This window comes from Paenibacillus sp. 2TAB26, assembly GCF_052115145.1.
Classification (GTDB): domain Bacteria; phylum Bacillota; class Bacilli; order Paenibacillales; family Paenibacillaceae; genus Pristimantibacillus.
On record NZ_JBFRGC010000006.1, the window covers coordinates 22,005 to 35,457 of the forward strand.

A 13,453-nucleotide genomic window follows, 5' to 3' on the forward strand; every position below is an offset into this window, starting at 1 on the left:
AACTGCAGCAGTGGGATTGGAGGCTATATTCTCTATTGTTCATGCTAAAGCGATAAGTTTGCATACATGGCGAGAAGAGAATAGCCTCTAAAACCAAGTATTCACATGGGAGAGAATATAATTGACATATTATTTGGGTGTGGATGGTGGAGGCAGTAAAACGATCGCTGTTGTATGTGACGAAATGGGGAGGGTTGTGGGCGCTAGTGAGAGCGGCTGCGGCAATCATCAATTAGGAGTAGAGCTTGCTAGAAGCAATATTCAGGTAGCTGTTATTCATGCCATGATGCATGCAAAGGTAACACAGGAGCAAATTGCGTATGCGGTATTTGGTTTGGCGGGAGCAGATCGCGAGGCTGACTTTCAAATATTAAGGCCGATGATCGCGAAGCTTGGGTTTGAAAACTACGAGATCGTTTGCGATACGGTAATTGGTCTGAGGGCCGGTACGAAGCAGCCGGATGGGGTTGTTGTCATATGCGGCAGCGGGACAAACAGCTTTGGCGTTAATCGCCATGGCGAGAGCTTGCAATGCGGCGGATTCGGTTATGCTTTCGGTGATTTTGGCGGAGGAAGCTTGCTGGCAGTGGAAGTTTTTCGTTCAGTTATACGCTCATGGGAGGGCAGAGGGCAAGCTACCTTGCTTACGGATCTAACCCTTGAACAACTAGGCTACGACACCGTTGAAAATATGTTCCACGACTACTTGAATCAGGGCAGGATGATTCCTCACCAGCTTGCGAAGCTGCTGTTTGAAGCGGCGGAGCAAAAGGATGAGGTAGCTTGCAGCATTCTGCAGAGGCAGGGTGAGGAGCTTGGCATGACGGCGAGTGCTGTCATTTCGAAGCTGAATATGAATCATGATGTATTTGATCTCGTTATGGTTGGCAGTGTGCTGACCCGCGGCGACAGCCGCTACGTTGCGCCTTATTTGGAGGAGCATGTGAAACGGGCAGCTCCAAATTGCAGCTTGACCGTGTTGACGATGGAGCCTGTGGCAGGCGCGATTTTATTAGCTATGGATAAAACGACTTCTTCTATTGAAGAGTCTGTATATGCTTGTTTACAACAATGTTTATCAGTGAAGGAGGCGCAAGCAGAATGGGTGATCGATTAAAGGTAGTCGTTATTGGCGGAGGATCTTCTTATACGCCAGAGTTGATTGAAGGTTTTATATTAAATTATGCAACCTTTCCTGTGACGGAAATTGTGCTGGTAGACATACCGGAGGGGCGGAATAAGCTGGCTATTGTCGGTCAGCTTGCCAAACGCATGATTGAGAAATCAGGCTTGCCTATTAAGCTGGATTTGACGCTGGATCGACGCTCGGTGCTGGCGGATGCTGACTTTGTAACGACGCAAATGCGTGTCGGCCGATTGGAAGCGCGCGGATGGGATGAGTCTATTCCACTCAAATACAATATGATTGGGCAGGAGACGACGGGTGCAGGCGGGATGATGAAGGCTCTGCGAACCATTCCTGTGCTTCTTGAAATCTGCAAGGATATGGAGGAGCTTTGCCCAGAGGCATGGCTGCTTAATTTCACGAACCCGGCCGGCATGGTCACAGAGGCTATCCATAAGCATTCACGCATCAAATCGATTGGGCTATGCAACTCTCCAATAGCTGCATATAAATGGCTGTCATCGTTGTACCAAGTACCGGTAGAGCAAATCCAATGCGAATTCGCTGGGCTTAATCACCTGCACTGGATTAGCTCCATTACAGTTAATGGTGAATCCAAGCTGGATGAGCTGCTTAATGACCAAGACGGGTATTCCGCCAAAAACGTACCTCAATACGCTTGGAATGGCAGTCTGCTTCGTTCATTGCGAGCAATCCCGTCCTATTATTTAAAATATTTTTATTTGCAGCGCGAAATCTTGGCCGAGCAGCAAGCAGCAGCTGCCAAAGGTGAAACTCGGGCGGAGACGGTTCAGCGGCTTGAGGATGAGCTGTTCGAAATTTACAAGGACCCGAATCTGTCGGAGAAGCCAAAGCAGCTTGAACAGCGCGGCGGTGCTTATTATTCGGAGGCGGCTGTAAAGCTGATGAACTCGCTATATAACGACAGCGGTGATATTCAAACGTTAAACGTGCCAAATCAAGGGGTGCTGGACTTTCTGCCGGATGACGCTTGTATTGAAGTAAACTGTGTCGTTACGAAGGAAGGTCCAATTCCGCAGCCTGTAGCTATTGTGCCAGCGGCAGCGAAAGGACTCATTCATGCTGTGAAGGTGTATGAGCAGCTGGCTATTGAGGCAGCGGTATCCGGCAATAGGGATGCGGCATTGCTGGCACTAGCGCATCACCCGCTCGTTGATTCAACGAATGACGCGCAGCGTATGCTGGATGAAATGCTGGAGCAGAACAAAGCGTATTTGCCGCAGTTTTTTGCAGAGTAAGCAGAATATGAATGAACGAAGACGTCTTCGCCGAATAGGGTGAGAGACGTCTTTTTTTTGCGCTTAGTAAGCTCAGTCGCAATCGCCAGCAATAACTGTTACATTAGAATTAAACTATAAGTTAGGTATAGGTTAAGCATAATTTCAGCTTGTTTATAAGCTTATATAATGGAGGGTTGCGTATATGTCATCTTTTAAAGCGCTTGTGATTAACAAAGTAGAAAATGAAATTATCGCAAACACGCAGCAGTTGGACTTAAACGATTTGCCGCAGGGTGAATTGCTTATTAAGGTTGCGTATTCCAGTGTGAATTACAAAGATGCGTTAGCTTGTTTGCCTAATGGCGGTATTGTGAAAAGCTATCCTTTTGTACCGGGCATTGATTTGGCGGGCACGGTTGTATCAAGTGAAGATGAGAGATTCCAAGAGGGCGACGAAATTGTGGTCACGGGATATGGGCTCGGTGTCAATCATTTCGGCGGTTTTAGCGAATATGCCCGTGTGCCTGCGGAATGGACAATCAAGCTGCCGCAAGGTTTGTCGATGAAGGAAGCCATGATACTGGGGACGGCAGGTTTTACTGCGGCATTGTCCGTATATGAGCTTGTGCAAAATGGCATTCGGCCTGAGGACGGTCCTATTCTCGTTACTGGTGCAACTGGAGGAGTAGGCAGTATTGCTGCTGCAATTGCGGCTAAGCTTGGGTATGAGGTGGCAGCGAGTACGGGAAAACTGGATAAGCAGCAGTATTTGCTTGATTTAGGCGTGAAGCGAATTCTGCCTAGAGAAGAGCTTCTCTCTGGTTCAAAGCAGCCTCTGGACAAGCAGATATGGGCAGGAGCTATTGATTGTGTGGGCGGGGAGACATTAACCGCGGTGCTGTCTCAATTAAAATATGGCGGCGCCGTAGCGGCGAGCGGTTTGACAGGCGGAGCGGGCCTTTCGATGACCGTATACCCATTCATCATAAGAGGAGTGCGGCTGATCGGTATTGATTCCGTCATGGCAGGGATGGAGATTCGCAGCAAAATATGGGCGCTATTGGCTGATGCCTATAAGCCAAGTATGCTGGGCGAATTATTCTGGGAAATTAGTCTGGACCAGGTGAGCCACCAGGTAGCTACCCTCTTGAATGGGCAGGCTAAAGGCAGAGCCATTGTAAAGCTATAACGACAGAAAAGAGCAATTGCCTGCATGCGGGCAATTGCTCTTTTTGTTAAAGCTAACCTCGTTTTAATCTCCGTGCGCGGAATTGTTTGTATTGAAAATAGATCGTGCAGCCGATGCAAAAGCCGAGAATGGCGGCTAGCGCAGCAGCTCCCATCATCCCAGCAAATATATAACCGGCTGCAGACCAGCCGAGCATAAAGCTAAGCAGCGAGAAAGTGAGGAAACCTACACCTAGGGAGTTGTTGAAGCGCTGCAGCTCAGCTGCTTCTGTTTGTGCGGAAGAAATTCGACCGTTTAGGAAAGGGCGAGCCGCAATAATGAATAAATTAGCTTTGGGACCGAAAATAAGTCCGACTATTTGAACAATCCAAAGTGTTGCAATAAGCCAAGGCAACTGCAGGCCTATCGCAAGAAGAAGTACGGCAACGATACCGACTTGATTACTTCGAACAAATGGAATGGGAATCTCCTTCATTATAAAAACCAACTTTCCGTATTGGATTTATATAGTTTAATAGTAGATAATTTAAGCTCTTTTGGCAATAACCAATTGATTAATCGATCAAAAATATTATTAAATGACAACTTTCGATAACTACCAATTTTTTTCAATTTTCATATATAATAGATTAATAATACTAAAGAACTAATTTCTTTGATAAGAGGTAGATAGATTAGTGAAGCTCACAGGTATCGATATGTTTAAAGGGCTCTCTAATGTAGAGCTTGCGAAGCTGCTGGGGATGCTTGATAAACAACAGATTCCTGCGGGAACGAGGTTGTTCCATCAAGGCGAGCATGGCGATCAAATGTTCATCATAGAAAGCGGCACGATTGAGCTATTCTCAAAAACGGATGACAGTGTTCGGCGTTCGCTTGCCGTGCTTGGGCCAGGCGAGGTTTTTGGTGAAATGGCTCTGCTTACTGGGGAAGCGCGGTCTGCTGAGGCCGTAGCTGCGGAGGATGCTGTACTGCATATCATTGACAGCAGGATGTTTGATCGCCTTGTTGCTGAGAATGCAATTTTCTCATCCTATTTCATCAAGCTGCTTTCGCAACGATTGATCGCAACGAATGCGAAGCTTCAAGCATCTAAGAAAACGGAATCCGAGCGAATTGCGTATGAGCTTGGACAATTGCGCGAGCTATCGGCTCGTTTTCTGCAGTGGTGCGCACATGTTCCTCTTATTAGCAGAGGGCTTGTGGAGCATACCTATGGCATGACGATGCAAAGGGAGCTTTCAGACAATCTCTTCCTTCGGGAGTGCTTTCAAGATGATCCATTAACATCGGAATGGTTGACTCTTGCAAGCGGTATTAAGCCAGTTCTTAATGATATAAGCAAGGAACGGTATGGGTACGAGGAGATGGCTGGTTGGCTGGAAAAAGCGACCTCGTGGTATGTTTCTCAAGGCAACTGGGTGGCATTCATCATGATCCAAGCGGATAAAGGGAACTGGCCAGCAGCGCTAGACACGTATGCTCGCATAGAAGGAGAGGTTACGGATCATCAGCGTGCTGAGCTTTTTCGTACCATTAGCCGCTGCCCTAGAGATATACTCGCAGGAAATTACACGGTGCTGCAAACCTATCTTCCTTACTGTGAGAAAAATGCGCCGGAAATTGGGCTTGCTGTTATAGAAGCCTCTTTAAATCAGCCTAACAAATTTCAATCGCATGAGCTTTTGTTTTTGTACGAGTGCGGAACGGAGCTTAGCAGACGTGTGGGCAGAAACAATCAAGCGCTGGATTACTTGAAGCTGGCGGATGCATTAGCAAGCACTTTATCCTTCAATAAAGTTGAATTGCCGGATGCTGATCGGGCGTATGGATTAGCCAAACAAAAGCTGGCTAGAAAACGCAGCGAGGTGCTCGTGAAAGGCGCCGGACGTTTGTTGAAGGGGAATCGTGCTGCTGAAGCAGGGGCTGTCATGGCGGCACTGCTCTGCATTATACTTTCTTTCCTATTAGATCCTATTGGCGGTTTATCTGAGGCGGGCATGCGGTTTATCGGAATTGCGCTAGCCGCAGTCATTATGTGGATTGTTCCGATTATGCCGGATTACATTGTAGCGCTTGGCATGATTATGCTGTGGGTGCTGGGGGACGTTGCCCCTCCGGAAACGGCACTCTCGGGGTTTGCGTCAAGCTCGTGGCTCTTCATGATTTCTATTATGGCGATAAGTGCGGTAATAACAAAATCAGGCATTTCTTATCGCTTTGCGCTCCATGCTTTAAAAAGATTTCCTGCTCATTACCGCGGACAGCTTTGGGGCATTATTGCTGGCGGGGTCCTGCTTAATCCGCTGCTTCCTTCATCCTCTGCCAAGGTATCGCTTGGCGTTCCGATGGCACAGACGCTCGCGGAATCGCTCGGCTTTGAAGAGAGAAGCAAGGGAGCCGCTGGCCTTGGGCTGATTGCTATGATTTTCTTTGGCTTTACCGCGCCTTTTGTTATGACAGGCTCATACACCAATATTATGGCTTATGGCCTTGCTTCTACAGAGCAATCGGTATCGTGGCTGCAATGGTTATTGTATGCGCTGCCGGGGTTTGTTATTTTTGGCACTGTGTTGATTATCGTATTACTCTTTATGTTCCGTAAGATCGAGCCTGCCAAAGTTGTCACAAGCGAAGTGCTCAATGAACAGCTGAAGCTTCTTGGCCCGCTAACAAAAGATGAGCGAGTATCGCTCTGGACGATTATATGCTGCATTGGGCTTATGGTGCTTCAACCGCTTCACGGGATTGAGAGTACATGGATTATGTTGATGGGTTTTGCGGTTTTAGTTATTAGCGGCGTGCTCGATAAACAGACGATTTCTACCGGAATAGATTGGACTTTTTTATTGTTTCTCGGGGCTGCATTTAGCTTTGCGGGCGTTGCCGAGCAGCTAGGAATTGCTGAGCTGTTATCCTCCTTTCTTGGAGAGTATATGTCTGTTTTTGTCAGCACGCCTTCCTTATTCCTTGTTGCAGTCATTCTCGTTTCCTTTATCGTTACGCTAGTCATTCGAGATGATCCAGCTGTTATTTTACTTATCACCGCTATTGTTCCTTTAGGAGAAACAGTAGGCATTCACCCTTGGGTGCTCGTATTTGTCATATTGCTTGCAACAGATCCGTTTTTCTTTGCCTATCAGTCTCCTACCTATTTAACTGCCTATTACAGCTCGGAGGGGAAAGCGTTTACCCATCTTCAAGCCGGGAAGCTTGCACTCGGTTATGCGTTTGCGGTTCTGCTTATAGCTGTGCTCTGTGTTCCATATTGGAAGTGGCTTCATCTCATTTGACGGAAAAGAAGGGAAAGGAGGATAGTATGAAAATAAAGCTTATACATATTATGGGCCTACTTGCTGTACTGGCTATTTTCTTCATGTATAGAGGAACATTTGATCGAATGGACTATTTTTTCCAAGATCGTTTTATGCAAAAGGAAAGCCCTGTCGAAACTCAAATTGCCATTATCGCTATTGATGATGAAAGTGTGAGTGAATTTGGGAGCTGGCCTTGGAATCGAAATGTTCATGCTCAATTGGTCGATATGCTCTCCGAAGGAAAACCGGCAGTTATTGCGTTTGACGTCACTTTTCCTGCACCGTCGGCAGACGATCCATCATCGGATGAAGTGCTAATCAGCGCAGTGGAAAATGCGGGCAATGTCGTTTTTCCCGTATATGGAACATTTGAAGCTTCAGCCAAGCAGGGCGCAATTGATGCACTTGAAATATCTGAGCCGTTTCCGGCACTTAAGGAAGCGGCAGCGGCGGTTGGACATATCAATACGATACCGGATCGCGACCACGTTGTACGCAACTCTTTGTATCGTTTTATGTATGAAGGCGAGCAGGTCGAAAGCTTTTCTTGGACAATTTATAAAATGTACATGGAGCGCCTCGGCAAAAGTGCAAGTGCGGATATGCTTCCGCTTGATGCATTTGGACAGTTTCATATTCCCTATACGGAGCGGCCAGGGCAATATGAAGCGATTCCTTACGCTGCTGTACTGAACGGAGATGTGCCTGCGGATTATTTTCAGGATCGCATTGTGCTTATTGGACCGTATGCCACGGGCTTTAAGGATGAGTACCTGACGCCATTGCAGGTGAAAAAAATGATGTACGGGGTGGAAATACACGCGAACATTATACAGGCTCTGCTCGAAAATGATCTTAAGCATGAGCTTAATTGGAAATGGAATGCGTTGATTTTGCTCCTTGCGGCTTCGCTTGCCTACTTCTTATTCCGGAAGTGGAATATGCTTATCTCGTTTTTGGCGGTTGCGGTTATTCTTGTTGCGTTTGTAGTAGGAAGCAGCTACTTGTACGGTCAAGGAATCATCATATCAATCGGCTATGTGGTGCCGCTGCTAATTATTAGTTGCATCATTGTCGTTGGGTTCCATTACGTAGAGGAATTGCTGGAGCGGCGCAGAGTGACGGATATATTCGGCAGATACGTGGCGCCTGAGGTCGTTAACCAGATTTTGAAAAATGGTGAAGAGGGCCTAAAGCTGGGCGGAACGCGCCGTGAGTTAACTGTGCTTTTTGTCGATATTCGCGGCTTTACGCCTCTTTCAGAGAAGGCGGAGCCGGAGGAAATCGTTGAAATATTAAATGAATACTTGGATCTTGCCGCCAACTGCATTTTTAAATTCGAAGGTACGCTGGATAAGTTTATCGGTGATGCAGCCATGGCAATTTTCAATGCGCCGCTGCTTCTTGAAGACCATCCAATGCGAGCGGTGGAAGCGGCGTGGGCAATGAAAGAGGGCTCAGCCGCATTGGAACGTAAGTTAATTGAACGATTTGGCTTTGGTGTGAAGTTTGGTCTTGGCATTCATACGGGGCCAGCCGTCTTCGGCAACATAGGTTCGAAGAGCAGGATGGACTACACCGCTATTGGAGACACGGTTAATACGACAGCTAGGCTGGAGAGCAATGCAAAGCCCGGACAAATAATAATGAGCGATGCGGTCTATCAGGTGGTTAAAGATCGTGTTATTGCGAACGCTCTTGGCGAGATCAAGGTAAAAGGAAAAGAACAGGGCATCTCAATCTATGAATTGGAGGGACTAAAATGAAGACGTTAAAGCTAGTTTTTGTGACTTTGCTAGTCATGGCCATTATTATGCCGACATCTGTTTTTGCGAAGGATACGGAAAAGGCGGGGAAAATAACGACCATTTCAGGCAAAGCGGAAGTGAAAAAGAGCGGCGGGTCCAAGAAATTTAATGCTTTTAAAGGAATGGCTATAACAAAAGGCGATACGATACTAACCGGCAGTGATGGGAAAATAACGATGGACCTGGACAGCGATAAAGAAGTCACGATTGGCACGGATACCACGCTTGTTGTGAGTGAACTGGTCAAAAGTGCAAAGGCACTGGGCGGCAAAACGAGTCTAAGTCTGCTGAAGGGAAAGGTTCTTGTCACGATTAAGAAGAAGCTTGACGGCGATTCTAGGTTTGAGATTGAGACGCCAACTGCCATTATGGGCGTTATGGGGACGCAGTTTACCGTTACGTATGAGAATAACGAGAGCTACTTGGGTGTATTTGAAGGCGCAGTAAAAACGAAGCATGGTCTAGGGCTAACGGACGAGACGACGGTTAATCCGAATGAACAGCTGCCACTGAATAAAGATGGGGCAGGAGTAAAGGAAAAGCTGAATTATCTCGATCTTCCGTTGGTCGGCCAGGAGCATTATCTTCTGCTGCTTCAAAAGGACGCCAAAGCGGATAAGGCATTAATTGAGCAAGTTAAAGCACTAATTGAAAAGAAAAAACAAGAGGAAGCGGCGGCAGCTGCAGGCGGTAGTGGAGGTTCGCAATCCAACTCTACTATTGTATATGAGGACAATGCGGGAACAGGCGGCAGCAGCGGTGGAGGCGGCAACCCAGTCGCGACGCCAACGCCAACACCAACGGCGTCACCGACGCCAACACCAACGGCGTCACCAACGCCAACACCAACGCCAGAACCTGTGCCGCCAACGCTAGATTTAACGATGTTTTATAATCATTTAGAATCGTATATGAAAAATGACAAAACGTTTATTTTGCCATTTACGACAACACTTGCTCTTAATGATTCTAGTGCAAATATCGTCAAATTTGAGGTGCGTCAGGATGACGCTGGTGAATTTGAAAGTCTAGATATCGTTGAGACGGTTGATATACATCCATCTGAACCTAATCAGCTGGTGGTTAAATTAAAAGAAGCTGTGCAGTACGGATCAATAATTCGTATAACGGTCTATGAAAATAAATTAAAAAATTCGGAAACCAATGATGTGCAGACGAATGAACAAGTTACAGCAAGAGGAGAAATGGAACAAGGGTTTCAATTTATAAATAACAGTGAATACCCGCCAATTGAATTTATTTTAGGGAAAACCGATTACTACAAAACTATATCCTTTAGAACTTTTGGTTATGGAATGCCTGAATGGCCTTCTGAGGGGAACTCCCCGTACATCAGAATAACTAGAGTTTGCCCAGTTGAAGGAACGGAGGAGTGTAATCCGTTTTTTGAATATAATCTTAAAGCTGCTTTACAATTTAGCGTAACGGGTCCTGATACGGCGAATGTTATGTTAAAAGGAAATTATTTTGCCGAAGGTAATTTAAGGCCTGGAGCATATCGCTTAAGTATTTCTTTAAAAAATGGCAGTAATGGTCAGGTTGAAAACTTTCTAGAGCTTGATATTACGGTACGGGTAGCTAATCCTCCGAAGGCTTTATCCAAAGCGGCATTTATGGAGGATGAGTATACGTTAGTACTTCCATTTACTACGAGCCTTGCTTTTGGGAATTATTTTCCAAAAGATGGTTTATTAATTTATAAATGCGACGCGGTAGAGCTTCCAGAGGGCAGAACATGTAGAAATGCGGAGCTGCCCCTCCTCAACATAACGGATATTGAGAGTGTTGCTGTTGACCAAGATAATCAAACGCAGCTCATTGTAAAGCTTAAAGATCCCATTGCATACAACTCAAATATTAATGTGTATGTAAAACCGAATGCTTGGAAGAACCCAGTTAATGGTGATTTTCAAGAAAACGAGCAGCATTTCTCTTTAGATAGCAAAGTAACTGCCTTTCCTAGATACGTAGATTTTGAGAACAGGCCCGATATAGTGAAGGATAAGGAGCTTTTCATCTACACACATGGTTATGAACTGGGAGAGATAGTGATTGATGGAAATTTTTGCGTGGAAGAGCCATCTTGCTTTGGGTTTGAAAATATGCCGCTAGAGAGCGATGCATATGAGCTCGAGAATGATGGTGAATATACAAAACTCATACTTAAAGGAACCTATTTCAGTATGGAACTAGCAAGAGGCGAGGGAAATATCACAATACCCATTATGAAAAAAGAGGAACAAATTGATGAGATAATTATACCCTTCCATATTATAAGGCCAATAACTATAGATTAAATATCGAAAGGAGCAATGCTATGAAAAGCAATATTAAATGGCTAGCAGCAAGCACGGCGCTTGCGACGATGCTAGTTTCGTTTCATGCAACAGCATTCGCGGCGAATGAGCAGCCAGTAGAAATAAGAGAGACGGAGAATGTCGCTAAAGTTGCCAATGTCATCGAGAAAGCAAGCCAACCTTGGGGGCTGGCTTCTGCCCCTGATGGGAGCATCATTGTTGTAGGCTCGGGCAGCAATCAGATTAGCAAATGGCAAAATGGGAAGCTTACTCCTGTTACGACAAAGACGGAAGCGGGCTATTTCGATGGGACGATTGCCAATTCAACGTTCAATCAACCGTCTTCTACTGTAGTGAACAGCAAGGGTGTCATTTATGTAAGTGACACCGACAATCACGTTGTGCGCAGAATTGTAAACGATCGAGTATACACGGCTGCGGGCAATGGCAAGCCAGGAAATAAAGACGGCAAATTTGGTGATGCGCAGTTTAACTCTCCGACGGGACTAGCAATAGACAGCAAAGACAATGTCTATGTAGCAGACTCCCTAAACCATGTCATTCGTGTCATTACTCCCGAAGGCGTAACATCTACCTTTGCTGGAGTTGCTGGCGAAACAGGCGGGTACAAGGACGGAAGCGCAGCGCAAGCTTTATTTAATGAACCGATGGGACTTGTATTCGATGATAAGGGCGGTTTATATGTAGCTGACAGCGGCAATCATCTTATTCGTTATATTTATGATGGCAAGGTCAAGACGGTAGCTGGAAAACCGACAGCTGTCGATGCGCTTACCGGTTATATGGCAGGCGGCTATGGGAATGGCATAAGCGCTGAAGCGCGGTTTAATCGGCCGCGCGGGCTGGCATTTGCCGATGGGGTTTTGTTTGTTGCAGACAGCTTGAATAACCGAATTCGTGCTCTGCAAGCGGATGGAAAAGTCATTTCAATTGCAGGCCAAGGCGCGCCTGGCGATAAAGTTGGAGAGGTTGAACAAGCGCAGTTCAATCAACCGTCTTCCTTGCTGTATTTGAGTGGAAAACTGTACGTAGCCGACACGTTAAACAATAGCGTTAAGGTGCTGGCGGTGAACCCTAAGGCTCTCAATCCTATTCGTACGAAAGAAGAACTGATTGCAGGTACGGAGCTGCTGCCGGCGAGCAAAGATATTCAAGTATGGCTGGATAACAAGCAAGTGAAATTCACTGCTTTGCAAAAGCCTTTTAAGAGCGGAGAAAAAACATATCTTCCTGTGAGAGCTGTCTTTGGTGCATGGGGAGCGAACATAAAGTGGAATGCTGCGGCCAAGGAAGTGCAGCTGACCAAAAACAACTGGAAGCTTTCACTAAAAGTAAATGCGAAGCATACGGTTATTGTTGAAAAAGGCACTTTATACGTAGATGCGCAATATTTAGCTGACGCCGCTTCATTTTTGTTTGCTTTTGATAGTGAATACAATGCTATTATTATGAGTAGTGAGTAATAAGTAGCAAAATTCCCTATCGCTGGAATGGAGGCTGTACAATGATTTTGGAAAACCGCTCGCAAAATAATGTAGACCGTTTCTCAGGCTTTCAAAACGATTACGACCAGCATCGTCCGAAAGCCCCTGCCGCAGTTGTAAATATTTTGACAAGCTATTTGGGAAGAGTGCCAAGCGTTGTGGCGGATGTTGGATGCGGAACGGGGCTGTCCTCCTTTATATGGCTCGGGAATGCGGAGCGAATTATTGGTTTTGAGCCAAATGACGATATGAGAAGCAAAGCGCTTGCTCATTTGTCTAAGATCCCCGAGGATCAGTCAATTTCGTTCATCAAAGGGTATTCTGACCAGCTTAATTTAGATGCGGGCAGTGTTGATATTGTAACCTGCTCGCAGTCTTTTCATTGGATGGAGCCTGTCAGCACGCTCTCTGAATTTGCCCGCGTTCTGAAGCCGGAAGGTGTGTTTGCCGCCTATGATTGCGATTGGCCTCCAACGCTGCACTGGGCTGTTGAATTAGAGTATAAGCAGCTTATGGATCGTTCTGAGGAGATTATTGCTGCTCATATCCCAGAGAAGGATCAAGCGAGCAAACGAGATAAGGAACAGCATTTAACACAAATTCATAACAGTGGTCTCTTCCGTTTCTCCAAAGAAATCGTGTTCCATAACATGGAGCGCTGCGACGCAGAGCGTTATATTGGTCTGGCTATTAGCCAAGGCGGCATTCAAGCGGTCTTCAAGCTTGGCTCGAAGGCGCTGGAAGAGCAATTGCAAAGCTATCGCACCAGTGTCGAGCGTTATTTTGCGGGAAGAACACTTGATGTCATGTTCAGCTACCGCATGCGGATAGGTGTAAAATAGAGCATTATTAGCGCTTAAATGGTGCAGAAGGCAGTCTTGTCGTGAGGACAAGACTGCCTTCTTTTTTATTGCTAAAATGACCGCAA

General features: G+C 46.1%; 9 protein-coding genes. 8 read left to right on the forward strand and 1 reads right to left on the reverse strand.

What is annotated here, in order from left to right; genetic code table 11:
* Positions 1-121 precede the first annotated feature (121 nt).
* From AB4Z50_RS07590 to AB4Z50_RS07600, 3 genes are all read left to right on the forward strand, one after another.
* Positions 122-1,117, forward strand: a complete 996-nt coding sequence (locus AB4Z50_RS07590; RefSeq protein WP_441877640.1) for an N-acetylglucosamine kinase — start codon at positions 122-124, stop codon at positions 1,115-1,117.
* A complete protein-coding gene (locus AB4Z50_RS07595; protein ID WP_441877643.1) occupies positions 1,102-2,406 on the forward strand; it encodes a 6-phospho-beta-glucosidase in 1,305 nt (434 codons plus the stop codon). Before AB4Z50_RS07590 ends, AB4Z50_RS07595 begins: the two co-directional genes overlap by 16 nt.
* A 184-nt stretch (positions 2,407-2,590) precedes the next feature.
* On the forward strand, positions 2,591-3,577 hold the full coding sequence (locus tag AB4Z50_RS07600) for an oxidoreductase (RefSeq protein WP_441877646.1): 987 nt from the start codon (positions 2,591-2,593) through the stop codon (positions 3,575-3,577).
* Positions 3,578-3,629: 52 nt separating this feature from the next.
* Here AB4Z50_RS07600 and AB4Z50_RS07605 read toward each other — a convergent pair whose 3' ends face one another.
* Positions 3,630-4,052, reverse strand: a complete 423-nt coding sequence (locus AB4Z50_RS07605; protein ID WP_441877649.1) for a DUF4395 domain-containing protein — start codon at positions 4,050-4,052, stop codon at positions 3,630-3,632.
* 202 nt (positions 4,053-4,254) lie between these two features.
* On the opposite strand from AB4Z50_RS07605, the gene AB4Z50_RS07610 reads away from it, so the two are divergent.
* Genes AB4Z50_RS07610 through AB4Z50_RS07630 form a run of 5 tightly spaced genes read left to right on the forward strand, consistent with a single transcriptional unit; the run spans position 4,255 to position 13,367 of the window.
* On the forward strand, positions 4,255-6,870 hold the full coding sequence (locus AB4Z50_RS07610; protein ID WP_441877652.1) for an SLC13 family permease: 2,616 nt from the start codon (positions 4,255-4,257) through the stop codon (positions 6,868-6,870).
* Between the two features lie 26 nt (positions 6,871-6,896).
* Entirely contained in the window at positions 6,897-8,660 is a 1,764-nt protein-coding gene (locus AB4Z50_RS07615; protein ID WP_441877655.1) for a CHASE2 domain-containing protein, read from the forward strand.
* Positions 8,657-11,020 (forward strand): FecR family protein, encoded by a 2,364-nt coding sequence (locus AB4Z50_RS07620; protein ID WP_441877658.1) that lies wholly within the window; start codon positions 8,657-8,659, stop codon positions 11,018-11,020. Before AB4Z50_RS07615 ends, AB4Z50_RS07620 begins: the two co-directional genes overlap by 4 nt.
* Before the next feature lie 20 nt (positions 11,021-11,040).
* Entirely contained in the window at positions 11,041-12,504 is a 1,464-nt protein-coding gene (locus AB4Z50_RS07625; RefSeq protein WP_441877661.1) for a stalk domain-containing protein, read from the forward strand.
* 41 nt (positions 12,505-12,545) lie between these two features.
* Positions 12,546-13,367 carry a class I SAM-dependent methyltransferase gene (locus AB4Z50_RS07630; RefSeq protein WP_441877663.1) on the forward strand — a complete coding sequence of 274 codons (822 nt, stop codon included), beginning with the start codon at positions 12,546-12,548 and terminating at the stop codon, positions 13,365-13,367.
* The last annotated feature ends 86 nt before the right edge of the window (positions 13,368-13,453 follow it).

Excerpts from the sequence above, each read along its gene's own strand:
- AB4Z50_RS07595 (WP_441877643.1), top strand. The coding sequence starts at position 1,102 with ATGGGTGATCGATTAAAGGTAGTCGTTATTGGCGGAGGATCTTCTTAT.
- AB4Z50_RS07600 (WP_441877646.1), top strand. The coding sequence starts at position 2,591 with ATGTCATCTTTTAAAGCGCTTGTGATTAACAAAGTAGAAAATGAAATT.
- AB4Z50_RS07605 (WP_441877649.1), bottom strand. The coding sequence starts at position 4,052 with ATGAAGGAGATTCCCATTCCATTTGTTCGAAGTAATCAAGTCGGTATC.
- AB4Z50_RS07615 (WP_441877655.1), top strand. The coding sequence starts at position 6,897 with ATGAAAATAAAGCTTATACATATTATGGGCCTACTTGCTGTACTGGCT.
- AB4Z50_RS07620 (WP_441877658.1), top strand. The coding sequence starts at position 8,657 with ATGAAGACGTTAAAGCTAGTTTTTGTGACTTTGCTAGTCATGGCCATT.
- AB4Z50_RS07625 (WP_441877661.1), top strand. The coding sequence starts at position 11,041 with ATGAAAAGCAATATTAAATGGCTAGCAGCAAGCACGGCGCTTGCGACG.
- AB4Z50_RS07630 (WP_441877663.1), top strand. The coding sequence starts at position 12,546 with ATGATTTTGGAAAACCGCTCGCAAAATAATGTAGACCGTTTCTCAGGC.